The organism is Bacillus sp. V2I10 (assembly GCF_030817055.1).
Taxonomy (GTDB): Bacteria; Bacillota; Bacilli; order Bacillales; family Bacillaceae; genus Bacillus_P.
The window spans coordinates 2,999,810-3,024,589 of sequence record NZ_JAUSYV010000001.1 but is presented as its reverse complement, the minus strand read 5'-3'; the positions used below and the strand labels follow the sequence as shown (position 1 = coordinate 3,024,589).

At 35.8% G+C, this 24,780-nt stretch carries 21 protein-coding genes and 4 pseudogenes; 17 read left to right on the top strand and 8 right to left on the bottom strand.

Annotation, left to right across the window (positions count from 1 at the left end):
• Window positions 1-2 precede the first annotated feature (2 nt).
• The 7 genes from QFZ72_RS15225 to rbsK all read left to right on the top strand — a co-directional run bounded on the left by QFZ72_RS15225 (window position 3) and on the right by rbsK (window position 6,117).
• Window positions 3-317 carry a Zn-ribbon domain-containing OB-fold protein gene (locus QFZ72_RS15225; protein WP_307434750.1) on the top strand — a complete coding sequence of 105 codons (315 nt, stop codon included), beginning with the start codon at window positions 3-5 and terminating at the stop codon, window positions 315-317.
• Between the two features lie 348 nt (window positions 318-665).
• A complete protein-coding gene (locus QFZ72_RS15220) occupies window positions 666-1,688 on the top strand; it encodes a LacI family DNA-binding transcriptional regulator (RefSeq protein WP_307434747.1) in 1,023 nt (340 codons plus the stop codon).
• A 107-nt stretch (window positions 1,689-1,795) separates the two neighbouring features.
• Window positions 1,796-2,272, top strand: coding sequence for an RpiB/LacA/LacB family sugar-phosphate isomerase (locus QFZ72_RS15215; RefSeq protein WP_307434745.1), 477 nt, complete (start codon window positions 1,796-1,798; stop codon window positions 2,270-2,272).
• 13 nt (window positions 2,273-2,285) lie between these two features.
• Window positions 2,286-3,356, top strand: coding sequence for a TRAP transporter substrate-binding protein (locus QFZ72_RS15210; RefSeq protein ID WP_307434742.1), 1,071 nt, complete (start codon window positions 2,286-2,288; stop codon window positions 3,354-3,356).
• Between the two features lie 64 nt (window positions 3,357-3,420).
• The gene (locus QFZ72_RS15205) at window positions 3,421-3,921 is read left to right on the top strand and encodes a TRAP transporter small permease (RefSeq protein ID WP_307434739.1); all 501 of its coding nucleotides are present in this window, start codon (window positions 3,421-3,423) and stop codon (window positions 3,919-3,921) included.
• Window positions 3,922-5,202, top strand: a complete 1,281-nt coding sequence (locus tag QFZ72_RS15200) for a TRAP transporter large permease (protein WP_307434737.1) — start codon at window positions 3,922-3,924, stop codon at window positions 5,200-5,202. It abuts the gene before it with no gap.
• Window positions 5,203-5,235: 33 nt separating this feature from the next.
• Complete coding sequence (gene rbsK, locus QFZ72_RS15195) at window positions 5,236-6,117, top strand: ribokinase (RefSeq protein ID WP_307434734.1); 882 nt, start codon at window positions 5,236-5,238, stop codon at window positions 6,115-6,117.
• Window positions 6,118-6,972: 855 nt separating this feature from the next.
• Here the strand turns inward: rbsK and QFZ72_RS15190 are convergent.
• The 3 genes and pseudogenes from QFZ72_RS15190 to QFZ72_RS15180 form a co-directional block, all read right to left on the bottom strand.
• Window positions 6,973-7,662 carry an aspartate/glutamate racemase family protein gene (locus QFZ72_RS15190; protein ID WP_307434731.1) on the bottom strand — a complete coding sequence of 230 codons (690 nt, stop codon included), beginning with the start codon at window positions 7,660-7,662 and terminating at the stop codon, window positions 6,973-6,975.
• Window positions 7,663-8,077: 415 nt separating this feature from the next.
• Window positions 8,078-8,428: pseudogene (locus QFZ72_RS15185) on the bottom strand (IS110 family transposase); the annotation flags it as partial.
• Between the two features lie 326 nt (window positions 8,429-8,754).
• A pseudogene (locus QFZ72_RS15180) lies at window positions 8,755-9,314 on the bottom strand (recombinase family protein).
• 613 nt (window positions 9,315-9,927) lie between these two features.
• On the opposite strand from QFZ72_RS15180, the gene QFZ72_RS15175 reads away from it, so the two are divergent.
• Genes QFZ72_RS15175 through QFZ72_RS15160 form a run of 4 tightly spaced genes read left to right on the top strand, consistent with a single transcriptional unit; the run spans window position 9,928 to window position 13,664 of the window.
• The gene (locus QFZ72_RS15175; protein WP_307434730.1) at window positions 9,928-11,442 is read left to right on the top strand and encodes a spore germination protein; all 1,515 of its coding nucleotides are present in this window, start codon (window positions 9,928-9,930) and stop codon (window positions 11,440-11,442) included.
• Window positions 11,435-12,145 carry a Ger(x)C family spore germination protein gene (locus QFZ72_RS15170; RefSeq protein WP_307434728.1) on the top strand — a complete coding sequence of 237 codons (711 nt, stop codon included), beginning with the start codon at window positions 11,435-11,437 and terminating at the stop codon, window positions 12,143-12,145. The genes QFZ72_RS15175 and QFZ72_RS15170 overlap by 8 nt, the downstream gene beginning before the upstream one ends.
• Entirely contained in the window at window positions 12,123-12,539 is a 417-nt protein-coding gene (locus tag QFZ72_RS15165) for a Ger(x)C family spore germination C-terminal domain-containing protein (protein ID WP_307434725.1), read from the top strand. Before QFZ72_RS15170 ends, QFZ72_RS15165 begins: the two co-directional genes overlap by 23 nt.
• An 18-nt stretch (window positions 12,540-12,557) precedes the next feature.
• Window positions 12,558-13,664, top strand: a complete 1,107-nt coding sequence (locus QFZ72_RS15160) for a GerAB/ArcD/ProY family transporter (RefSeq protein ID WP_307434722.1) — start codon at window positions 12,558-12,560, stop codon at window positions 13,662-13,664.
• A gap of 93 nt (window positions 13,665-13,757) precedes the next feature.
• Here the strand turns inward: QFZ72_RS15160 and wrbA are convergent, their stop codons facing one another.
• From wrbA to QFZ72_RS15135, 5 genes and pseudogenes are all read right to left on the bottom strand, one after another.
• Window positions 13,758-14,423 carry an NAD(P)H:quinone oxidoreductase gene (gene wrbA, locus QFZ72_RS15155; RefSeq protein WP_307434720.1) on the bottom strand — a complete coding sequence of 222 codons (666 nt, stop codon included), beginning with the start codon at window positions 14,421-14,423 and terminating at the stop codon, window positions 13,758-13,760.
• A gap of 112 nt (window positions 14,424-14,535) precedes the next feature.
• Window positions 14,536-15,141: an alpha/beta hydrolase gene (locus tag QFZ72_RS15150; RefSeq protein WP_307434717.1), complete on the bottom strand. Its 606-nt coding sequence runs from the start codon at window positions 15,139-15,141 to the stop codon at window positions 14,536-14,538.
• The gene (locus tag QFZ72_RS15145) at window positions 15,138-16,085 is read right to left on the bottom strand and encodes a ring-cleaving dioxygenase (protein ID WP_307434715.1); all 948 of its coding nucleotides are present in this window, start codon (window positions 16,083-16,085) and stop codon (window positions 15,138-15,140) included. Before QFZ72_RS15145 ends, QFZ72_RS15150 begins: the two co-directional genes overlap by 4 nt.
• Before the next feature lie 38 nt (window positions 16,086-16,123).
• On the bottom strand, window positions 16,124-16,732 hold the full coding sequence (locus QFZ72_RS15140) for a flavin reductase family protein (protein WP_307434712.1): 609 nt from the start codon (window positions 16,730-16,732) through the stop codon (window positions 16,124-16,126).
• 22 nt (window positions 16,733-16,754) lie between these two features.
• Window positions 16,755-17,627 (bottom strand): annotated as a pseudogene (locus QFZ72_RS15135) (ring-cleaving dioxygenase); the annotation flags it as partial.
• On the opposite strand from QFZ72_RS15135, the pseudogene QFZ72_RS15130 reads away from it, so the two are divergent.
• The 6 genes and pseudogenes from QFZ72_RS15130 to QFZ72_RS15105 all read left to right on the top strand — a co-directional run.
• A pseudogene (locus QFZ72_RS15130) lies at window positions 17,626-18,081 on the top strand (aldehyde dehydrogenase family protein); the annotation flags it as partial. The pseudogenes QFZ72_RS15135 and QFZ72_RS15130 sit on opposite strands and share 2 nt — an antisense overlap.
• Window positions 18,082-18,097: 16 nt before the next feature.
• Window positions 18,098-19,192 carry a tartrate dehydrogenase gene (locus QFZ72_RS15125; protein WP_307434709.1) on the top strand — a complete coding sequence of 365 codons (1,095 nt, stop codon included), beginning with the start codon at window positions 18,098-18,100 and terminating at the stop codon, window positions 19,190-19,192.
• Window positions 19,193-19,272: 80 nt separating this feature from the next.
• Entirely contained in the window at window positions 19,273-20,649 is a 1,377-nt protein-coding gene (locus tag QFZ72_RS15120; RefSeq protein WP_307434707.1) for a BCCT family transporter, read from the top strand.
• Between the two features lie 159 nt (window positions 20,650-20,808).
• Window positions 20,809-22,203 (top strand): spore germination protein, encoded by a 1,395-nt coding sequence (locus QFZ72_RS15115; protein WP_307434705.1) that lies wholly within the window; start codon window positions 20,809-20,811, stop codon window positions 22,201-22,203.
• Between the two features lie 14 nt (window positions 22,204-22,217).
• On the top strand, window positions 22,218-23,321 hold the full coding sequence (locus tag QFZ72_RS15110) for a Ger(x)C family spore germination protein (RefSeq protein WP_307434701.1): 1,104 nt from the start codon (window positions 22,218-22,220) through the stop codon (window positions 23,319-23,321).
• Window positions 23,322-23,558: 237 nt separating this feature from the next.
• Window positions 23,559-24,650, top strand: a complete 1,092-nt coding sequence (locus QFZ72_RS15105; protein WP_307434698.1) for a GerAB/ArcD/ProY family transporter — start codon at window positions 23,559-23,561, stop codon at window positions 24,648-24,650.
• Window positions 24,651-24,780: the final 130 nt, after the last annotated feature.

Here is a 24,780-nt window from a genome sequence, read left to right as displayed (position 1 = left end):
TTTTGAACTTCGAAAAATTTGTTTGCGCAGGATGCGGGAAATCATCGGTGCGATCTCGAATTGTATGTCCAGCATGCAAGTCTACTGAATTTATTAAAAAACAAACAGTAGGAATTGGCAAGGTTTATTCTTTTACAAAGATTAATATTTCGTCTGAAGAATTTAAACATTTAACTCCTTATTCTATAGTAGTAGTCGATTTAACATCTGGAGATCGAGTTACTGGAAGGATTAAGGAAAACGTAAGTATAAATGACAATGTTAATTTATCTTCAATAGAAGATGGAGCCTATATTTTTAGTCTGAGAAATGACTAGTAATGCAGGTACCCATAAATCACTGGGATTAAAGTGTTTTATGGGTTTTTTATTAGTCAAAAACTGTAATTCTAATAAAATTATGATCTAAATAATCATAAATAGATTTCATATACACAGAACGATGAGTATGCCTATTAATTTCTATTTCCGTTTCACAATTACTATTGAAGTGAAAATAATACATTCAAATCAAGTCAAGTAACTTTCTAAATTAAACACGTAGTTTTGCAGCGCTAAAAGAAACAAATTAATTTTTAAATTAACTGGAAATTAAACATTGACAATATTCAGAATATAAGATAAATTTTAGTTAATCGATTAAATAACAGTGAAGGTTGATCTAATTTGGATAAGAAAATAAAAGCAACACTTAAAGATGTAGCAAATTTAGCAGGAGTATCTACAGCAACAGTATCTAATGTAACAAATAATACAAAGTTCGTAAGTGAAGATGTAAAAAGAAAAGTTCTCGATGCAATGAAAACACTTAATTACCGTCCAAATACATTAGCGAAAAGCTTAAGAGTTCAAGAGACGAAATTAATTGGTGTGTTGATATCAGATATTACGAATCCATTTTTTTCAAAAGTAGTAAGAGGGATAGAATATGAAGCAAATAAAAATGGATACAATATCCTCTTATGCAACACAGAGTCAAATGCAGAGAAAGAACAGGAGTATTTAGACATTCTGATAGGCAAAAGAATCGACGGATTAATCATTTCATCTTCAGGAAATAAAGAAGAATATATTAAACACCTAGAGAGTGCTAATATCCCTATTGTGTTTTTAAACCGATCTCCTGAAAGCGCTTTAATGAAAACTGTCATGACAAATAATATCCGAGGGTCTTATCTTGCAGCTGAACATCTGATTAATCATGGATATGAAAAGATTTCTATCATATCAGGCCCGCAAACATACAGTACTGGCAGAGACAGACTGATTGGATATAAACGAGCTATGGAAGATTATGGCCTCCAAATAGATGAGAAGTTAATAAAAATTGGCAATTTTGATATCGAGAGCGGCTATCAATTGATGAAAGAACTTATTAATAGCGGCGAAAAGGTAGATGCCTGTTTCATTGCAAACAACTCTATGACTTTAGGTGCTTATAAATATCTGAAAGAAACAAACTTGAAAATAGGAACGAATCTTGCAATTGTTGGATATGACGAATCTGATTGGGCAGATATAGTTGAACCGCCATTATCGACAATAAGTCAGCCTGCATATGAGCAGGGTACGCAAGCTGCTGAACTTGTTATCGCTAATATAAATGGAAAAGAGCTTACAAACCAAAAGGTCATCTATTTAGAACCAAAAATGATCATTAGAGAGTCTTGCGGTTGTAAGAATGAATGAAAAATATAAGTTTTTCGCCATTTTAGTTAATCGATTAACCGATTTAAGGCTTTTATTGCTCAAATCAGTTAATTGTTTACTGATAATTTGTTAAGGAGGATAAAAAGATGAAAATTATTGTAGGAGGAGACCATGCAGGTTTTCCTTTAAAACAGGAAGTTGTAAACGCTATCAGTAAATTAGGGCATGAAGTTGAAGATTTTGGCTGTTATAACAGTGAGCCGATTGATTTCCCGGATATTACAAAAAAAGTATGTGAGGCGGTTCTGAACGGGGAAGCAGAAAGAGCCATATTAGTTTGCGGAACAGGAGTAGGCGCCTGTATTGCCGCAAATAAAATTCCAGGAATTCGTGCATCTGTTTGTCACGATATTTATTCTTCCCATCAATGCGTCGAACATGACGATGTAAATGTTATGTGCATTGGTGCTCAAATCATCGGGTCAGTCATTATGGCAGAACTTGTTGAGTCTTTTTTAAACGCTGCATTCAGTACTGAAGAAGAATTTAGAAGAAGAGTTCGGAAGCTGCATTTGATGGAGAATGAATATGCTCAAAAAATTGTAAATCTGAAAACTAATTAAAGGAGGAATCCGAATGAATATTCCTATGAAAAGGTATAGAAGCTATTTCATTGTATCACTGTTTCTTGGATTGCTTTTAGCTGGGTGCGGTGCTAATTCTGCAGGATCAGTTAATTCTGGGAAAGATTCATCTAATACAGTTAAGGATTCTGAAAAGGTGGTTATTAAATTAGGACATGTAACGAATGACCAATCCGCCATTCATAAGGGATCTATAAAATTCAAAGAAATTATTGAAGAAGAATCAGGCGGTAAAATGGAAGTCCAGGTCATACCAGGAGGGCAGCTTGGAAATGAAAAAGATCTCGTTGAAAGCACTCAAATCGGTACAATTCATATGACAATTCCCTCTGCAGCTGTTCTCTCAAATTTTGTACCTAAGGCTTCAGTATTAACACTTCCTTATATTATCGAAGGGGAAAATGAAAGAGAAAAATATGAAAACTTTCAAAAACTCGCAAAAACTGATGTTTATAAAGAAATTGCATTACAAAGCAATGAAGCAGGATTAGAAATATTTCCTGAAGCAGTTTGGTGGGTTGGAGATCGCCATGTGACCACAAAAGATAAAACAATTGAAATACCAGAAAAAATAAAAGGATTAAAAATTAGAACTCCAGATGCAACAGCACACACAGAACCATTTAGATTATTAAAAGCCAATGTTACTCCAATGAATATTACAGAAGTATACATGTCACTTAAAACAGGGACTATTGAAGCTCAAGAAAACTCCATAAATCAAATATATACAAATAAGTTTCAGGAAGTACAGAATGTTGTCAATCTAACTGGCCATATGACACAAAATGAATTGCCGGCGGTTAATCTTAACTGGTGGAAGGGATTAACTGAAGATCAGAAAAAAATGATCACTGATGCTATGGCTGTATCTGGGGAATATATGTCGGAATTGCAATTAAAAGCAAATGAAGATGAATTAAATCTTTTAAAAGAAAGCGGCATGAAAGTTGTCGAAGTTGATCTTGATGCATATAAAGCAGCTACAAAAGAAACTTACAAAGCATTTGAGGATAAATTAGGAAATGGATATTACGAAAAGATTAAAGATGCTCAAAAGTAAACATCATATTAAGCTGGATCTATTTTCTTTAGAAGATTCAGCTTAATAAAAAGGAGATAAAAAGATGACACGAGGAAAATGGATGTTAAAAAACATTGAAGAAATAACGGCCTGTCTTTTTTTTCTCATCATGTGCATAGCTGTAGCACTTGGAGTTTTTGCCCGTTTTTTTGAAGTGCAGATTGTATGGACAGATGAACTGGCCAGATATTGCTTTATTTGGACTGTTCTTTTGGGATCTGTAGCTGCATTAAAAAGTAAAAAACATATAGCGATTGATTTTTTATTAACGATTATGCCAAAGAAAATACAAAAAAGCATCTATTTTTCGATTCAAATTGGCTTGCTCACTTTATTTGGATTTATGATTGTATACGGTTGGACCATAACACAACAAACCTGGATGGTACCGACTACAAGTTTAGGCATTCCAACCGGAATCATCTATTTATCAGTACCAGTATCTTGCAGCCTAATGTTTATTTATACCTTCATTGATGCATGCAGTGTTTGGAGAAGCGACTGGACTCTGAATAACAATATAAACAAAGGTGTTGAAATCTAAATGCTGATCTTATTGATATGCGGACTGCTGCTATTGCTGATACTTGGAGTACCCGTTGGATTTGCTTTATTAGGTTCTTCCTTTATAGCCGTAATTTTTGGAGGATCAATTACATTAGAGACACTGCCTCAACGGCTTGCGCTTGGATTGGATTCTTTTCCGATATTAGCCATACCTTTGTTTATTCTGGCAGGAGGGCTTATGGAAGCAGGTGGAATTACAAAACGGTTAATTAACTTTTCAGAAACACTTGTAGGGCACATAAGAGGAAGCTTGGCACATGTCACAGTTGTATCCAATGTTTTTATGTCAGGAGTTTCAGGCTCAGGAGTAGCCGATGCTGCTGCAACTGGCACAGCTTTAATTCCTTCGATGATAAAAAGAGGATACGGCAAAGGCTTTGCATCAGCAATACTTGGTGCCAGTGCTACAGTAGGCCCTATTATTCCTCCAAGCATTCCAATGATTTTATATGGGAGTATAGCAGGAGTTTCAATCGGAAAGCTGTTTTTAGGAGGGGCAGTTCCAGGCCTTATGATGAGTTTATCTTTAATGGTGATCGCCTACATTATTGCCAAAAAGAGAAACCTTGAAAAAAGAAATAAGGCTGGCTTTAAGAAAATAATGTTCGCTTTTAAAGAGGCCATTTGGGCACTTTTAATGCCCATAATCATTATCTATGGCATTTTCTCAGGATTATTTACAGCAACTGAATCTGCAGTAATCGCAGTTATCTATTCTTTATTTGTCGGAATCTTTGTCTATCGGGATCTGAAATGGCGGGAAATACCGAAAAAATTATTAGAATCTGTTAAAATGACAGCTAGTGTTGGAATCATTATAGCTGCTTCAGCACCTTTTGCATGGATCATGGCATTTGAACAAGGTCCGCAAAAACTGCTTGAATTATTTCAATCCATATCGGATTCCTCTATCATTATCTTGCTTTTGTTGATGATTATATTACTAGTTCTAGGATGTTTTTTAGATGGTACGGCAATTATTATTATAACTACACCAGTTGTTCTTCCTTTGCTGGCTCAATTTCAAATTGATCCACTGCATTATGGAGTTATACTTGCCATAAACGTTATGATTGGGACGATCACGCCGCCTGTAGGCGTAATTATGTATGTTGCAACCGGCATATCAAACAGCAGCATCATTGAATTCACTAAAGAAATAATACCTTTTTTACTGACTTTGTTAGGATTGCTGCTATTGTTTGTGTTTGTTCCGGAAATCATTACTTTTTTACCTGATTTATTGTTAAATGAATGATCGTTTTACTTGTGTATTAATGGAGGTGGAAGATTGATTACGCCGAAAATAACCGTTGTAGGAAGTATAAACATGGATTTAGTAACAACAGCTTCATCATTTCCTATGCAGGGAGAAACAATCAAGGGGTCAAAATTTAGAACATGTCCAGGAGGGAAAGGAGCAAATCAGGCTGTTGCCGCCTCCAGACTTGGTGCTGATGTAACTTTAATAGGCTGTGTCGGGTCTGATGATTTCGGAAAAGAGTTAAAGGGCCGTTTGCTTAAAGAAAATATACAGGTAGATCATTTGAATGTTATTCAAGGAAGTTCAACCGGAATTGCTTCCATTACAGTAAGCAATCATGATAACAGCATTATTATTGTTCCAGGAGCAAACGATTTTCTTTCTCCAGAAATAATAAGTGAGAAAGAAGAGTTAATAGCTGAAAGTGACCTTTTATTACTTCAATTGGAAATACCGATCCCCACAGTCATTAAAGCTGCAGAAATAGCAAAAAAACATAGTGTGAAAATCCTTATTAATCCTGCTCCTATCGAGCAGCTTCCAAACTCACTGCTCGAGATGGCTGATTATTTAACACCAAACGAACATGAAATGACCTATTTTAAAAATAATAAACCAATTCAAGAAAAAATGATTGTAACTCACGGATCTAAAGGTGTTATATTTACTGAAAATAGTGAAGAAAAACGTATTGAGGCACACCGAGTAAAAGTTGTTGATACTACAGGAGCAGGGGATACCTTTAACGGAGCATTAGCAGTTTCTTTGAGTAAGGGAGATTCATTAGAACAGGCGTGCCGTTTTGGAAATGCTGCAGCTGCCCTAAGTGTGATGAAATTTGGAGCCCAAGGCGGAATGCCAGTCATAGAAGAAGTAAAAAAGATTTTATTGAATGATAAACCTGGTTAAGAACATTGCAGAAAGCAGTGTTTTTTTCTTTTCAAAATGGATTATTAGGAAAAAGAAATACTTGAAATTTGCTGCTTTCATGAAAAGAGTCAGAAAAAGAGAGCAAACTAAGTAGAGGATCACAGTAAAACTAAATTGAGCTATAAATATCAAATTAAACTATGTTCTAAATAATCACTTAAAAATTGTTCTCAGACTAAATTAAGAGGAATCAGATTATTTCACTTAACTTAAAGTTGCTAAATAAAAAAAGATTCAGCTAAGAATTTAAAAAGGTTTCGTGTATTATGTAAACTAAAAAGGAGGGTTACGTTAATGTATAAATTGAGACTCAGCGTGAAAAAGAAATATTATATAAAATAAACATGCGATCAAAATTTAAAGTAATGAAACCAGTGCAAACCAAACCGAAATTTAAAATGTATTTGAATTAAAGAAAGATTTTTTTAATCACTTAATAAGCAATTAATATTAAAAGATGAAGCTAATTTAGATTTTGGCTTTTTCATTTTGTCTCACTATCTTAAGTTTACTTGGGTTATGAGACGATTTATACAGCTTATTGTGCAACTGCCTATAATATATATTATGTAAACAATAAAAAAGGCCACCTGGTATATATGGTTTGTCCTTTTCGCTGGCCAGCTTCAGGACACTCATATCATACCAGGAGGTTATTTTTTTGTTTAATCCTCATTTTTCTCCATTACAGGAATGCTCCCCGTTTGTTTAAGTACAAATTTTCACAATCTCTTTTAAACTTTAACATAAATATCCAATTTCATTTAAAGATGTTATTCCATAAACTGGCCCTTTTGCGGAAGAATTAAAAAATCTTAAAAAGACTTCATACCCCTATTTTAACGACATATTTACAGCTTCAAAAGCATGTATGTAGGTTGTGTCAAATAGAGGAACATCAGAATCCTCCGGCTTTACCAATAATCCAATTTCTGTACAGCCTAATATAATCCCTTTAGCTCCAGATTCGATTAAACCTTGTATAACTTTTTTATAATAATCCCTTGATTCTTGATGAATCTTACCCAAACATAACTCTTCGTAAATAACCTTATTTATAATCTCCCTTTCATTGTCATTTGGCACAATAACTTGTATACCGTTAATCTCCAAGCGTGATTTATAAAAATCTTGCTCCATTGTGTACCTTGTACCAAGTAACCCAACAGAATTAATTCCTTTCTCTTTAATTTGGGTTGCTGTTGTATCTGCGATATGCAAAAGGGGGACATTAATTTTCGACTGGATGTCACCTATAACTTTGTGCATCGTATTAGTACAAATGACAATAAAGTCAGCTCCCCCCTTTTCCAAAGAATGCGCAGCATTACCTAACACTTCACCTGCCTTTTCCCAGGCGCCTTCTGATTGGTAACGTTCTATTTCATGAAAATCGACACTATATAAAAGACATTTCGCTGAATGTAATCCCCCTAATCTTCTTTTAACTTCTTCATTGATAATTCGATAATATTCAACAGAAGATTCCCAACTCATTCCACCAATAAGACCGATAACCTTCATTTTATCCTCTCCATTATTCTTTTTTTATCTTCAGGATTAGCTTCGATTAACCTACAAACAATTCCTTTTTTTATTCAACAAAATTGCCCTTTTGGAAGAACGTCTTCTTATTCAAGAAATAAGGTAGGTTTAAAATTTTTGCCCAACGGTGAACCATAGTTGTAAATTTTCCGTAGCGCCAGTGGGGTCTATTTCAGTTTGGATATGTAGTTTTTGTTCTTTGATTTTATAAATTGGAGAGAGCAATTCTAAAATCTCCTTTTCTGTAAAGAAGTGTAAATAATTCCCGTGATTAGCAAAAGTATTTTTCTCTACTACTTCACCTTTCCCGTAATTCTTTGAATCTGATGTTTTTTTTTACAATTTACTTGGTTTGCTTGTTTTATTGCGTGATTAACGGCGACATCAGATATATCAGATCCTCTTTATAGTACAGTTCACATAGATGGGAAGCATCAATTGCGTCTGTTTTCACCTTTCTCATACTCGACTTTTTTGCACCATGAGAAACAATAGGATTCACCATGATATAGACGATTTCTTCCCTTTTTAAAAATTGCACTACTGGTTCATGATAATGACCAAAGATTACAATTGGAGGTTTGTCTGCCTCGTCTTCTACTTCTTTATAAAACGTGTAAAATACATTCAGTCCATCTAAATGATGTTCAAATTTGAAACTCTTTTTGTAAGGATGTTTCCTTTGTAAAAAGGCTTAAACCTGACTCTCTTCTTTTGCAATGTCCAGACCTATAACTGGATCCATGCTCTAAACACTCCCTCTCTACTTCATCATTGCCGGTACCTCTAAACACCCTTGTAGTATCATTTCTTCGCTTGTTATACGAGATCTATGTCCCAACCAGCCTCACACATGTTTCTACAAGTAGAGGGTGAACAGTTTTGTGGACGGGATCTAGTCCCACTGGCCCGAACGTTCTACCCCGGCCACTTCAAGAATAGTACCTAAAAAAAATAGGTCAACCAGAAATATAACTGGCTAACCTCATAATACGATCTGGCCCGATTGCTGAACAAGAAAAAATCCTGCATTTTAACACAGGATTTTTGATCAATCTTAAGCTACACCTCCTAGCCGGATAATGCTTTCTTTTCTAGGTAACGATATAAAGTTGTAGCTCCAATCCCTGTGGCTGCTTTAATTTGAGATAAGGAGTAATCTTTACTCTCATACATCTTTATGGCAAGATCTATCTTTTTCGATTCAACTTTGGGTCTTCCCCCTTTTCTCCCTCTAGCTCGTGCTGCCGTCAATCCATCTTTTGTTCTTTCACTAATAATGTCTCGTTCTAGCTCGGCTATGCTCGCCAACATTCTGAAGAAAAACCGTCCCATAGCAGTAGTCGTGTCAATTTTGTCTTGAATTGATACAAAATGAATACCTTTTATTCAAAATGTTCTATAAGCTCAATTAAATGTTTGGTACTTTGACTGATGCGATCTAATTTATAGACAACCACCGTGTCGCCTTTACGTAAAACCTTAAGAAGCTCGTCTAGCTGAGGGCGATTTTTTCTCTTGCCTGATTTCTTTTCTTCAAAAGTCTGGTCCACTCCAAAATGATCCAAAGCATCGTGTTGTAATGATAACGACTGATCTTGTGTACTAACACGTGCATATCCAAATTTCATCACGAATCCCCTCTTTCCTAATACCCAAAAAGGGGGTTGAAATAGATATCTTGGTCTTTTGATTTTGGTTATATTTTTGGTTATAAGTTTAAGTAGTTTTTGAGGTTTTTAGAGAAGTTCTTTAATGATAACCATAAACGGTCGTTTATAGAACTATCATTATTTACCGACGGGACAAAATAGTCTATAACTACTTAATGCAAGGATATAATACATATCCTCTTTTTATATGCACATAATAATTATAGCCAATTAACTTAAAGCAAGGAATTATATTGCAATGGAACGGTTGACCCTTTTTATTACCTTATGTAGATATCAGTTAAGGCCTATAGGGGGTAGCTCCAAACCTTTTATCACATTTTCCACGCTAAGGATAAAACCATTGATGAATAAGGGCTTTCCCTAAATCCCTTATTTAAAATCCCTATATAAAAACAGAGAAACGTTACAGGAACTTCTTTAGCGTGGGTTTTAGGTCAAATTGTTGGCGGGACCCCTATAGGGACCTAGATGATGTTTGTTTGTCCCTGGTATATTAGTGGGAATTTTCAGCAAAAAAATTGGATTAAAGAGTTTACCAAAGTGATTCATAAATAAGTGAGGAATGTCTGTGCCATTTTTAAGAGAACTTCTGAATAAAAAGAAGCTTAAGAACCAATCTGAACCAAAACCAATTAGTGTTATCTTTCAACAAGCTAGTAAGTCAAGCGATTTTCATCAATTCTCTCCTATTGAAAATCAGGATAAAATTCTAATCAGTTATTATAAATCCATGGTAGATGCAGAGAAAATCAATCGACTCCTCCTCCCGGCCATTCAAAAGAACGTTGAAATAATAAAACAGTTAAATGATATAAAAAATCTAATACCATTTGATGATATAAATGTTACAAGTAATACTTCAGATGTTGAAAAAAGGCTTATTAAGGGATATGTCATTATCCAGTTAAAGGAATTAGACAATAACTATCTTACTGTAAATGTTGAAAACGGTAATCTTGGCTACCGCCAGAACAATGACACAGAAAATGAATTTAGTGTTGTCGGGCCAAAAATCGGATTTGTAGAAAACATTGATATCAACATACATTTATTGAGAAAGCAAATTGCTATCCCTGATTTAGTTTTTGAAGAGATTACGATGGGGTCTATGTCTAAAACAAAGGTAGTAATCGCCTATTTAGATGGAATTACCAATCCACAACACATCCAAACCGTAAGCCAGCGGCTAAAGAATATAGATTTCGATGTGATATTTGATAGCTCTCAAATTGATCAAATGATTTCGGATAACTCTAATACACCTTTTCCCATTTTTTTATCTACAGAGCGAATTGACCGTGTTACTTATGCCGTTATAAACGGACAAGTTGCTATTTTGACGAATGGTTCCCCCTATGTCATTACTGGACCGTCAACGTTAATGGATTTTTTTATTTCACCAGAAGATTATTATCTGCCCTGGGTAGTGGGATCTTTCTTTCGAATTATACGCTTTATTGGTGTGATTTTCTCGATCTTTGCCACTCCGTTATATGTTGCCGTATTAACATATCATTATGAAATTATACCAGGAGATTTACTCGGACCTCTTATCAGTTCCAGAGCAAATGTTCCGTTTCCACCCGTATTGGAGGTCATTTTTTTAGAAATTACGATTGAATTGCTGCGTGAAGCCGGGGCACGTTTACCAACCAAGATTGGACAGACGTTAGGTATTGTAGGAGGTATTGTTATTGGGCAGGCAGCTGTAGAAGCAGCACTAACAAGTAATGTATTACTTATCATTGTTGCGTTATCTGCACTTGCCTCTTTTACAACACCAATCTTTAAGATGTCTAATACCGTCCGTCTTTTACGTTTTCCATTTATCCTAGTTGGAGCTTTTTGGGGTGGTTTTGGAATTGTTATCGGATTTATTTTTCTTTTAGGTCATTTATTAAGATTAAAATCTTTAGGAACTCCCTACTTGGTTCCTCTTTATCCATTCAGAATAAAGAATTTTCGAGATAGTTTTATTCGTTCGTCATATCAATATACAACAACTCGAAGCAAGTTTTTAAAACCTCTTTCACTAAGACGATATACACCGCATCAGGACAAGGAGGATCTTAATAATGAGTAACCAAAAATGTAAAATCATTGGTATATTTTACAGCCTTAGTTTACTCATATTTATTTTGACAGGTTGTGATCGTGCGAAAATTGTTGATGATATACAAATGCTTTCAATAATAGGTTTCGATAAAGAAGATCACGATTATATTGGAACAGCTCTTTATTCCGACTATACAGAAGAACAAAAACAAGGGAAAATTTATTCTTTGCAAGGACATGAAAAAAATACGAAATTGATTCTAAAAGAGATGAACAATCAATCATCAAAGCCTATTGAAATCGGTAAGTTAAAACTATTAATGTTTAGTGAAAATTTAGCGAAAGATGGTATCTCGCATTTTATCAAAACGATTTGTAGAGACCCTTTGATTGGTAGCAACATGATCATTGTTGTTTCAGAAGAACCAACAGAAAAAATTTTAAACAATCTTACAAAAGAAGGAAATGACTACCTTCCTAAATTGATCGAACAAAACTTTAAATCAGGAAATGTACCCATTTCTAATCTGCAATTATTCTTGTTTGATTACTATGGAGAAGGAAGAGATGTATCTGTTCCTTTTATAAATCTAAATGAACATGGGAAAGTTGGAGTTGACGGATATGCTGTTTTTAAAAAAGACCATTTGTCACTCGTCTTAAATCAAAAAGAGATGCTTCTCTATAAAATATTACACAGGGAGATCAATGAATGGGGATATGGCTTTTAAGGTAAGTAAAGGACAACAAGAGGGTCAAGCCGTATTAACAAGTATTTATGGAGAGAAGATTGAATCTGTATCAAAACATGAATCCGAGACAAAGGTAACATATAACATTACATTACATGGAATGGTTAAAGATTATCCAGGTTGGTTAGATTTGAGAAGAATGAAAAACTATAAATTATTAACAAGGCAGTTGGAAAAGCAAATAAATAACGACCTTTTAAAACTTTTGTTAAAATTCCAAGATCATGAGGTTGATCCCTTAGGTGTTGGGGATTTGGTCAGGGCACACAGCAAAAAATGGAATGAAGAAGAATTTTATGAAACCGTATATCCAAAGGTAACATTCGATATTAATCTTAGCATTAAACTACATAAATCAGGGATTGGAGAGTAGTCATTTTGGTGGTTTATTATGAGTAAACAAGTAAAGGAAAGTCTAACTGTCTCTCCCTTTTTTTTATTTTTTCTTATCCATGGCGCACAGACAGGCGTAGGCATGCTGAGTTTTCAAAGTAAAATAGTAAAAGATGCAGAACAAGATGCATGGGTTTCCGTATTATTAGTTGGTTTCAGTTTTCATCTCATTATTTGGTTGCTTTATTTTCTGTTAAAGAAATCAAACAATGGAGATATTTTATCCTTACATCACCAGCTGTTTGGAAAATGGATTGGCAACATTTTCAACCTTTGTTTTTATGGATATATCATTGTAACGGTTTCAACAATAGTACGTTCGTACGTAGAAATTTTACAAGTTTGGGTTTTTCCATATGTCCATCTATGGGAGTTGTCACTAATTATTGTGTTGGCTTCAACATATATTGTTTCAGGTGGATTCAGAGTTGTTACGGGCATATGTTTTTGGGGTGTAGTGTTGCCCAGTGTTTTACTTGTGACCCTTTATTTCCCATTAAAATATGCAAACTGGAATAATTTACTTCCCCTTTTGAACCATAACATAGGTGATTATATCGTTTCAGCAAATCAAACAATCACCAATTACTTGGGACCCGAATTATTGTTAATCTATTTTCCCTTTATTAAAAATAATCATGATTCCCAGAAATGGGCTCATATTTCAATCGCCTATACAACCATTTTATATCTTATTATTACAATTGTGTCGTTTGTATATTTTAATATTCGACAGTTGGAACATACAGTATGGCCTACCCTGATTTTATCAAAAATAATCCGGTTGCCCTTCATTGAAAGATTTGAATATATTTATATATTTGCATGGCTTTTAGTCATCTTACCTCCATGTTGTGTCTTTTTATGGGGTGGAACAAGAATTTTAAGGACAACAATCAACCTTAAACCTAAAACATCTTTATGGATATCAAGTGCCATAGTCTTTGTTAGTGTTATTAATTTAAAAAGTGAAATTAGTATTGAGAAAATTGGTTCATTCCTTTCAACTGCAGGCTTATTTTTTTTATACTGTTACATTCCAACATTGTTTATTTGGTTGAACATCATCAACTTTTTTAAGAGGAGAAAAAGCTTAGAAAATTAAGCTTTTGTACCGTATTTTATTTATAGTTATCAATTAGAAGAGGATTATTTCTAAAAAGAGCTAATCGAATATTTTCGATTAGCTCTTTTTTATTTATTGATTCCCTTTCTTTACCCATTCTGCAACAGTCACTGTACGTTTAGCTTGATGTTTAACTGCTGCTTGTACGTCTTCAATCATTTTTCCATCTTGACCAACTGTTACACTAGTTCCATATGGGTTACCACCTGCTCCAAAGGTGACAGGATCTGTATAACCAGGAGCTGCTACAATGGCTCCCCAATGATACATTGTTGTATAAAGTGATAAAATTGTTGCCTCCTGTCCCCCATGTGGATTTTGTGCAGAAGACATTGCACTTACTACTTTATTGGCTAACTTTCCGTTAAACCATAGACCGCCTGTCGTATCTAAGAACGATTTCATTTGTGAAGGCATGTTTCCAAATCTTGTTGGTACACTAAAAATCATTGCATCTGCCCATTCTAAATCAGCAAGAGACACTTCAGGAATACATGCTGCTTCTATTGAATGTTCTTTCCAAACTGGATTTGACTCGATTGCTGCTTGTGGAGCTGTTTCAGGAACTTTTAGAACCTTCACTTCAGCACCAACTTCTTTTGCCCCTTGCTCTGCCCATTGAGCTAACTGATAATTTGTACCAGAAGAACTATAATAAATAACAGCTAATTTTACATTTGGCATTATTTTTGTCTCCTTTATTGAAGAATCCTTGAATAATTTGGATAAAAAACCCATTCATAAAATATTATTTGTATCTATTTCAATTTTTATTCCTACTACAAATACTATTTGGTTTTTAAATTTCTTACAAAACCTTTAAAGATATTTTTATTTATATTACTAAAGATTAAAAGATCATACGATACCAGTGGGCCGCAGCTTCAACTTCTTCAGCGGTCAATTGATGCCCCCTATTTTCCCAATGAAGTTCAACTTTTGAATTTGCCTTTTCCAATAAAGATTGGAGTTCAGTAGATTCCATCGGTGAACATATCGGATCATTTGTTCCAGCAGCAATAAAAACTGACTTCCCTGACAAATCGGGAAGTTCAATTCCTTTTCTCGGTACCATCGGGTGATGAAGAATCGCGGCCTTTAATGCATTTTGATAGTGAAATAATAAACTGGCAGCTATATTGGCCCCATTTGAGTAGCCAATTGCAATTATATTATCTCGGTCAAAATCATACTTTTCAGCTGATTCATCAAGAAACTGATTCAATTCTTTTGTGCGGAATATAAGATCTTCTTCATCAAATACTCCTTCAGCTAATCTCCGAAAGAAACGAGGCATTCCATTTTCTAATACATTTCCTCGTACGCTTAATATGGAAGCCTCACCGTCAATTCTTCCTCCAAGAGGCAACAAGTCTAATTCATTTCCTCCAGTTCCATGAAGCAATAGTAAAGTTGGTTTTGATTGATCTTTCCCTTTTTGAAAAATGTGTTTCATCCTTTATCTCCTTTCAAAACACGAACCTCTACAGGAGGTAAGGTCTCTTCTAATTCTTTTCGTTTAGACTCTAACCATGAAGGTAACATGAGTTTCTGTCCCAGCTTATTATTTGGTTCATCAACAGTAAAACCTGGTGGGTCGGTCGCTATTTCAAAAAGAATACCACCTTCTTCATGGAAATAAACAGCTTTAAAGTAATTTCTATCACGAATCTCTGTTGGGAAATACTCCTTACTTTGAAGGAGTTTTCTCCATCTTAGAAGATCTTCTTCATCCTTGGCTCTCCAAGCAATATGATGAACAGTTCCAGCTCCCATCAGACCACGTACTGAAGGAGTTAGCTTAATATCAATTGTATTTCCAAGCTGTGCTTCCGATTTAAACCTAAGAAAGCCATCTTCTTGCCCAAGGCATTCGAGTCCCAATAAATTTTCAAGTACATCCGCAGTTTTATTAGGCTGTGCTGAATTTAAGGTAGCTCCACCGAAACCTTTAATGGCAATCTCTGATTGGATTTCTCCAAAGCTCCAATTATTTATTGGTCCTTCATTTCGTTCTACCAGTTCAATTTCGAGACCGTCTGGATCTTGGAATTTCAAATACTTTTCTCCAAAGCGTACTGATGGAATAAACTCAACTTCAAATTTTTTTAAACGATTTTCCCAAAATGTAATGGAATTATTCGGAATGATGAAATTGGTAACTCCAACCTGTCCTGTACCAATGCGTCCTTTTAACTGTTTAGCCCATGGAAAGAATGTAATGACAGTTCCGGGTTCACCAGATTTATTTCCAAAATAAAGATGATACACTTCTGGACGATCGAAATTAATGGTTTTTTTGACCAGCCTTAATCCAAGTACCCCTGCATAAAAATCAATATTTCTTTGTGTATCGTTAACCATCGCTGTAATATGATGAATACCTGCTGTTTTTTGCATTCTACACTCTCCATTTTACCAATGGGATTTAGTAATAATTATTTTGGCCTTTCTATAGTGAAGATTTCACCAATTTTCGCATAATTTTGACCAGCCATTCTGCTTACGGCGGCTAATCCAATTGGATCAATTCTTCCATTTTCATAAATGTTATTTTCAATATGAAATTGAACAACTTTTCCTATAATAAGATCACAGCCAGGAGAATCCAATCCTCCTAATTCTAAGTAATGTTCTAATGAACACTCCATTCGAATTTTCGCTTCCCGCACCCCTGGTACAGAAATTTTTACACTTTCAATTGGAGACAATTTCCCTAACTCTATTTCACTTTGATCAGGAGGGAGATTTGCAGCCGTTTTATTCACTTTTTCAACATTTTGTTCGTCCACTATATGAATAACAAATTCTTTTAAATCGATGATATTTCTTGCTGTATCCTTTTGACTCCCCTCTGACCGTTGAATTGCTAATGAAATCATTGGGGGATTGGATGAAACAATATTAAAGTAACTGAAGGGTGCACCGTTCAAAATACCATCCTTTGACATCGTTGTGATGAAAGCAATGGGTCTTGGAATAATACTGCCTATTAGAAATTTATAATTTTCTCTTTCAGTATTTTTGGATGGATCTATCGAAAGCAAGGAAATCACTCCTTTCGCAAAATTAGTCTAATTCTCTTACTTCAAACGGTAACAATACTCGTTCAATCTGCTCTCTATGAGGCTCATACTGTTTAGGCAACATCAATTTTTCTCCCATAGTGGCTTGTGATTCATCATGACCAAATCCTGGAGGGTCAGTTGCAATTTCAAATAGAATTTCCCCATGTTCTCTAAAGTAAATAGCATTAAAATAGTTTCTGTCCTGAACTGGAGTGACAACATATCCATTCGCTGAAACATGTTTTTGCCAATCCAATTGATCTTTGTCATCAATAGCTCGCCATGCAATGTGATGGACTGTGCCGACACCCATTTGTCCACGTCCAATAGGAGTTAGTTTTAGGTCAATGATATTTCCAATTTCAGCTGAAGAACGAAAACGAACAAAATCTCCTTCTTCCCCAATTCGTTCAAGCCCCATTACGGTTTCTAACAATTCAGCAGTTTTGTTAGGTTGAGCGGATAAAAGGGTTGCCCCACCGAATCCTTTAATGGCAACTTCAGATGTTACTCTGCCAAAGTTCCATGTGTTAGCTTCGCCTTCTTCTCTTTCAACGATTTCCAAATGAAGTCCATGTGGGTCATCAAATTCCAAATATTGCTCTCCAAATCGTTCCATTTTTACAAACGAAATATTGAACTGTTCTAATCTGTTTTCCCAAAATCCCATAGCCCCTTTTGGAACAACGTAAGAAGTTACCCCTACTTGACCATTTCCGATTATCCCTTGGCGAGCATCTGCCCATGGGAAAAATGTGATGATGGTTCCTGGTTTTCCTCCTTCGTTACCAAAATAAATATGATACGTACCTGGATCATCAAAATTTACAGTTTGTTTGACTAAACGTAAACCTAAAACTCCAGAGTAGAAATTAATTTCAAAACGGGAATCGGCATGGGTCCTCGAATGGATTGAAGAATCTAAAAATAGCCATGCCACGATCACAGCGGGCGGAAAGCTGCTAAGCGGGATCCTGGAGCCTACTATTATTATAGACGCCGACCGTTCATTAAAAATATCCTGTCAGGAAGCATTCGCTCCGATTGTCATTGTCAATAAAGTGAGGTCCATTGAAGAAGCAGCAGAGCTGGTCAATGATTCTCGCTTCGGCTTGCAGGCAGGAATATACACGAACAATGTGAAACATGCTTTATACGCGGCAAAGCAATTGCACGTAGGCGGGGTCATAATCAATGATGTGCCGACTTTCCGAGTTGATCAAATGCCGTACGGCGGCGTTAAAGATAGCGGTACAGGACGAGAAGGTATTAAATACGCAGTCGAAGAAATGACGGAATTGAAATTGGTCGTATGGAACCAACAATGAAAAGGATGGTACGAGAGTGAAAGTATATAAGATAGCGGTTATTGCCGGTGATGGCATCGGACCTGAGGTTATACAGGAGGGAATCAAAGTGCTGGAGAAAGCGGCAGAGTGGGATGGGGGTTTTCGCTTTCAATTTACCTATTTCCCATGGGGTTGCGAGTTCTATACGGAAAAAGGGAGAATGATGGATGAGGACGGAATTGAGCAGCTAAAGGCATTTGACGCAATCTATTTAGGGGCAGTCGGGTTTCCCGGCGTCCCTGACCATATCTCCCTTTGGGATCTGCTGCTGAAAATCCGCAAAAGCTTTGAACAGTATGTCAACATCCGTCCGGTCAAACTCCTAAAAGGAGCGCATTTACCACTAGTTGATGTAAGGTGCGAAGACATCGACATGCTTTTCATCCGGGAAAACAGCGAAGGAGAATATTCAGGTGCCGGGGACTGGCTTTTTAAAGACAAGGAGCATGAAGTCGTCCTGCAAACCGGCGTCTTTTCCAGAAAAGGCACAGAGCGCATCATACGGTATGCCTTTGAAACGGCGAAAAAAGAAGGCCGGTCGCTGACAAGTATTTCAAAAGCGAATGCCCTTAACTACTCCATGGTATTTTGGGATCAGGTATTTGAAGAAGTGAGCGCCGATTACCCTGAGGTCAAAACAGCTTCTTACCTTGTCGATGCTGCTGCGATGCTCATGATTAAGGACCCAAAACGGTTTGAAGTCGTGGTGACCTCAAATTTATTCGGAGATATCTTAACCGATTTGGGTGCAGCCCTCGCAGGCGGAATAGGTCTTGCTGCCGGTGCGAACCTGAATCCTGAACGAGACTTCCCGTCGATGTTTGAACCGATTCATGGCTCAGCGCCAGATATTGCCGGCAAAGGACTTGCCAATCCACTCGCGGCGATTTGGTCCGCCAGCCAGATGTTGGACTTTTTCGGATACGAGGAGCAGGGTAAAGTTATTTTGAAAGCGATCGAGCAGCTTCTTGAGGAAAAGGAAGTGCTGACACCGGATATGAAGGGCTCCGCTTCTACTTCTGAAGTAGGGGACAGGCTGGCGTCTATAATTGAGTCTCTTTTTTCCACTAAAAACATCTCGGTTAATTAATAGGCAGTCTCCGAGCTTCATTGGGGGCTTCATCTGAAATTAAATGAGGGAAAGCGTTTCCATTAAAAAGGAGTGATTAGATGAATAGCAAGAAATCAGTTTTTTATACGTCACTGGCGTTTAGCCTAGCATTAATCAGCATCGGTGTTTTTATGCCAAAACAGCTGGAGGCCTTTTCGAATTTCTCTCTTTCTTTTATATATAATAATTTAGGCTGGTTTATTCTTGGCAGCGTCTTCGTCTTTTTTGCATTCTGCATGTATATCGGACTATCAAAATTTGGCCATATCCGATTGGGAGACGATCACGATCGCCCTGAATACAAAACAGCGACATGGATCGGCATGCTTTTCAGCGCTTCTATCGGAATCAGCCTGGTCTTCTGGGGTGTCGCAGAGCCCGTTTCCTACTATATCGATCCTCCTTTTGGAGAAGCATCGTCTGATCAATCGGCAAAGCTCGCGATGCAGTTTGTTTACCTGCACTGGGGCGTTTCTGCTTGGGCGTGTTATGCGCTTGTCGGCGTATCGTTAGCCTTTTTCCAGTTCAGAAAAAAGCTTCCATCTTCCCTGAGCTCAGTCTTTTATCCTTTACTAGGAGACAAGATTAGAGGCCCAATCGGCAAGGCAGTTGATGTTATGGTCATTCTCTCAATTGTTATAGGGATTGCCACTTCACTCGGCTTTGGGACGCTGCAGGTTAATACGGGCATCAATGTTCTATGGGGTCTTCCGATCAATATTAATACGCAGGCCATAATCATTGTGGCCGTAACTTGTATTTATGTCGCATCAACTGTTTCAGGTTTGCAGGGTGCCATGAAGCACCTGTCAAACCTGAACATGATTCTTGCATTTGCCCTGCTTGGATTTGTACTATTTCTCGGACCAACCCAAACAATCTTTAAAATCTTTTTCCAGGGAGTTGGCGATTACGTTCAAAACTTCATCAGCATGTCCTTTAGGACGGAGCCTTACAGCGATGGTTCCTGGATCGCCAGCTGGACACTCTTTTATTTTGGCTGGTGGATCGCTTGGGCGCCTCTCGTTGGCAGCTTTGTAGCCAGAATTTCTAAGGGAAGAACAATTAAAGAATTTATGATGGGTGCTATATTTATCCCCGTGCTCGGCTCTTTCTTCTGGTTTGCAGTAATGGGCGGTTCGGGCATTCATCTCATTAAGAACATGGGGGAAACAGCGCTTGCTACTGCTGTATCAACCGATGTAACATCTGCGTTGTTCACGTTTTTTGAATATTTCCCGTTCACGACATTCCTAAGTATCCTGGCCATGGTTCTCGTCCTAGTTTTCTTTATCACATCCGCCAACTCGGCTGTATTTGTACTGGGCATGATTAGTGAAAACGGCAACCCGCACCCATCTCACCCCCGAAATAAACTAAAAGGTTGCCGCTTTAGCATTTGTCACATGTTTCTTCTTGTACGGCTTTGGGAATAGGATGACGTGATTCGAGCGGATGATACAAGCAAGAGCGATTTGTGAGGGCTGGACATTATATTTGGCTGTAATATCTTGAATTGTTGATCTTTTTCATCTTCTTTATTAACTCACAAAGCACACATATTGCACTTCTTTTAGGAAATAATTAAATAAGAGGTGATAACAATAGAATGCTCTCAATTAATTAGTCGTATTAATAATATATTTCATGCACTTCATAATCCTCCTGATCTAAAAGTAAGATACATACATGAAGAAGAAATTTGTTTAGTCTATTTTGAAGGAATTGTTGACATAAACCTTTGTCAAGAATCCGTAATTAAACCTTTGTTTATTCTTGGTAAAGAAAAATTGACGTTACATAGAATTGCCAACTCATTAACTGCTTTAAATATTTCGATTCATGATAATGAAAATGATATTCCGAAATTACTCTTAAATGGTTCCCTAATTCTATTTGAATGCACTTCAAAACAGTTTCTTGAAATTAATCTTGGAAAGTTCGACAAGCGAGCTATAGAAAGCCCAGATGCGGAAGTAACTTTACGTGGTCCTAAAGATGGGTTTGTAGAAGATATTTCAACCAATAGATCTATGATTAGGAGGAGATTAAAGTCAGAAAAATTAAAGATAACTTCTTTAAATTTAGGCTCCCTTTCAAATATTTCAGCAGAGATATATTATGTGGATGGCATAGCTGATCCCAAACTAGTGTCTGAAATAACAAGTAATATTCAAAAAATGAAAATTAGCTCTATTACAGACTCCAGTTTGATTGAGAAATATTTAGATAATAGAAAATTTAAAGTCGTTCCGATCATTCAGAATAGTCAACGACCAGATACTGTTATAAGTAATCTTGTCGAAGGAAGAATTGCGATAGTGGTTGATGGGTCACCAGATGTATTAATACTTCCAGCAGTTTTTTGGCAGTTTATTGAAAGTCCAGAGGATTATTACTCACCGCCATTTTTCTCTTTTTTTGTAAAGATATTGCGCATATTTGCTTTGTTTTTTTCTTTAACACTTCCTTCAATTTACGTTGCTGTTACAACTTTTCATTGGGGGTTAATCCCAACAAAACTTCTAATTAGTTTTGCTTCAGCAAGATCCGGAGTTCCTTATCCGATAATAATTGAGATTATTCTATTAGAGATTATGTTTGAAGTTCTTAGAGAAGCAGGATTGCGTTTTCCAAAGAATGTAGGACAAATAGTAAGTATTGTTGGGGCATTGGTTATTGGTGATGCTGCTGTACAGGCAGGACTAGTTTCAGCTCCTACTGTTATTATCGTTGCTTTTACAGGAATTTCCTCATTTATTATTCCAAAGACTAACTTTGCGTCTACTGTAAGGCTATTGAGATTTCCCCTATTAGCTACTGCTTCTTTTGCGGGCTTACCTGGTTTGATATTAAGCATTACAGTTATACTCACTTATTTTATTAATATTAATTCATTTGGAATAAGCTATATGACTCCAGTTAGTAACGTTCACTTACATTCAACAAAAAGATGGTGGTTTAGTAATAGTTTTACAGAGAAAAAGTAGCGAGGGATCCAAACTTGAGGAAACTAATTGTATATTTTACGCTTCTTTTATTACTATTATCAGGTTGCAGTACTGGCACACAAATTGAAGAATTGGCTATTACACTTTCTACGGGTATTGATGAAGGTACTAATGGAGTAACCATAACGTCAGAAATATTAAATACTGAATCAAAAGGCGGGGAAGAAAAAGGTGGCAAATCAGCAATGTCCTATTATATAGAATCTGTATCAGGGGAGAATGCTAACGATGCCTTTTCTAAACAAAAATTTCTTCATCCTAAAGAAATAACAGCCTTGCATAATAAGGTTTTAGTTTTTGGTGAAAAAACTCTTCAAAATGGAATTACGGAAATCGTGTCTGGTTTTCCACGTACAGATTACCTACGCGGAAGTAACTATATAGTAGCAGCAAGAGGGGAAGCCCGCGATATAATAAATTCAAGTTCTATCGAAAATCAATCTATATCTGAATCAATTGTTCAGCTTATTAACCGTCAGGGTATTAAAACCAAGGCAGTTGAATTTTTCAAAAAATCATCCAGCAGAAATAAGAGAGGATCAATTCTGCCTTTGCTTGATAACGTAGAAACAGATGGAAAGAAGAGATTGATTATTTCGGGTGTAGCTTTATTAAATAATGGCAAGTTAACAGGTTATCTCAATGAAAAAGAGATGTCGCTTGTAGCTGTACTGCTAAATCAAGGAAAGAATTTACGTGTTAAGGTTAAGTATAAAAACAAACCTGTTGAGGTAATTTTAAGTAGTGGCAATATTAAAAGAGATTGTATATTTTCTTATAGTAAACCTAAATTTATATTTAAAGGAGATTTATTTTTTAAGGTTGATATTGCATCATTTGGTGAAGTTACTAAGACAAAAGACATATCTAATTTAGAATTATTGGTAAGAAAAGAACTGAAAAAAAGATATACATTATTAATGAAAAAAATCTTAGTTGAATATCAATGTGATGCTTTAGGGTTTGATGATTACCTTTATCGCTACCGTCCTTCTTATTGGAAGGTAAATCACTACAAGTGGAATAGTATTTTACCAGAGGTTGAAACTGACTTTAAAATGAACGTCACCATAAAACATGTAGGAATTCATTCTTAGAAAGGAGAAATATCACATGGTAAAAACGATATTTCTTACCCTTTTGATGCTTTTATGTTTGGTTTACAACAGAAAAATAAAACATGAAAAACATAATCAAATATCTTACTGGGCCGTGTCTTTAATTGGGATTGTAGTATATATACTAGCATTAGTAAGGATAGATACCTCAATAAGCTTCTACTTGACCAAATTTGTAGAGCCTATTGTTTTGTGGATTTTTGGAGGAAGTTTTGAATGAACAATAAGGCATTTGCTCAATCATCCTTTCTTGTTTATGGAATCGTTGTGGGTACAAGCACGTTAATTCCTTTTAGCTACCTTTCTCAGCCTCAAGATCAATGGATAGCAATATTAATTGGAGGAGTGTGGACGTTAATATTGTTTTTTCTTTATCGATCTTTATTAAGTTCTGGAAACAAGGGGGGGGATTTCATTGATCTTATCAGAAGCAGTTTCGGCAGGATAACTTCCATAGTATTTTTAAGTGTTTATTGGCTTTTTATCGCATTCGTCACAGCAAAAGATTTAGCAATTGTTTGGGATACAATTGTAAATTTAACTTTACCAAAACATACTACTACGTTTATTGCAACCCTTGTAATAATACATATTTATTTGATATGTGTTCAGGGTGGGATAAAGAGCATCCTTCAATTGAGTGTGTTTTTATCTACCATTTGTTTTTTCCTCAATGTTGTTGTGATTTTATTGAGTTTTAGCGAAATAAAGATCGCTCATTTTTTTCCTATCCTTTATGATGGTTTTCAACCTTTAGTTAGAGAAGCTTATTTGATTTCCACTAAGTCTTCAGGTGAAATTCTGTTACTTTTGTTTCTTCCGCAAATATGTGATGAGATAAGATCGAATATAAAACCATTATTAATACCAATTATTTTTATAACATTAACAAATTTATTTAAGTTCATCGTTTCAGTTGGATTATTAGGAGAATATATAAAGTATATTCCTCTAACGACTTCTGGCACTGCTACAGGTGTGTTAACGTTTGGAAACGCTCAATTAAGAATCGAACCACTCGTTATCCTAGCTTGGTTTGTTACTGCAGTCATCAAACTGTCTGTTGAATACTACATATTAACAAAACTCTCTACAAAGTTTCTAAAAAATTTTAATGTTAATACTTATCTCTTTCCTGTCGGGTTGATTGTTTGGTCTTTATCATTACTTGCATTCAAAAATCAACTGGAGATTATACATTTCCCTAAAACATATGCGATATATGCCACTATATTTCAATTAATTATTCCATTATCAGTATGGCTATGTCTTAAAATAAGAAGAATGAAGGGTCCTTACAGAATTTAGTAAATATGCCTATCGAAATCAGTTCGCATTATGAATAATTAGTTGTGTTACTTGTTAAAATGTAAGATAGTTCTTGGTATTTTAGTTTTAGTAAAGAGATGATTCCTTTTTGATTTTGGTTTTCAAAATA

Excerpts from the sequence above, each read along its gene's own strand:
- QFZ72_RS15215 (WP_307434745.1), top strand. The coding sequence starts at position 1,796 with ATGAAAATTATTGTAGGAGGAGACCATGCAGGTTTTCCTTTAAAACAG.
- QFZ72_RS15120 (WP_307434707.1), top strand. The coding sequence starts at position 19,273 with ATGAATAGCAAGAAATCAGTTTTTTATACGTCACTGGCGTTTAGCCTA.
- QFZ72_RS15165 (WP_307434725.1), top strand. The coding sequence starts at position 12,123 with ATGAATGGGGATATGGCTTTTAAGGTAAGTAAAGGACAACAAGAGGGT.
- QFZ72_RS15105 (WP_307434698.1), top strand. The coding sequence starts at position 23,559 with ATGAACAATAAGGCATTTGCTCAATCATCCTTTCTTGTTTATGGAATC.
- QFZ72_RS15150 (WP_307434717.1), bottom strand. The coding sequence starts at position 15,141 with ATGAAACACATTTTTCAAAAAGGGAAAGATCAATCAAAACCAACTTTA.
- QFZ72_RS15210 (WP_307434742.1), top strand. The coding sequence starts at position 2,286 with ATGAATATTCCTATGAAAAGGTATAGAAGCTATTTCATTGTATCACTG.
- wrbA (WP_307434720.1), bottom strand. The coding sequence starts at position 14,423 with ATGGGTTTTTTATCCAAATTATTCAAGGATTCTTCAATAAAGGAGACA.
- QFZ72_RS15205 (WP_307434739.1), top strand. The coding sequence starts at position 3,421 with ATGACACGAGGAAAATGGATGTTAAAAAACATTGAAGAAATAACGGCC.
- QFZ72_RS15170 (WP_307434728.1), top strand. The coding sequence starts at position 11,435 with ATGAGTAACCAAAAATGTAAAATCATTGGTATATTTTACAGCCTTAGT.
- QFZ72_RS15145 (WP_307434715.1), bottom strand. The coding sequence starts at position 16,085 with ATGCAAAAAACAGCAGGTATTCATCATATTACAGCGATGGTTAACGAT.
- QFZ72_RS15200 (WP_307434737.1), top strand. The coding sequence starts at position 3,922 with ATGCTGATCTTATTGATATGCGGACTGCTGCTATTGCTGATACTTGGA.
- QFZ72_RS15190 (WP_307434731.1), bottom strand. The coding sequence starts at position 7,662 with ATGAAGGTTATCGGTCTTATTGGTGGAATGAGTTGGGAATCTTCTGTT.
- QFZ72_RS15160 (WP_307434722.1), top strand. The coding sequence starts at position 12,558 with ATGAGTAAACAAGTAAAGGAAAGTCTAACTGTCTCTCCCTTTTTTTTA.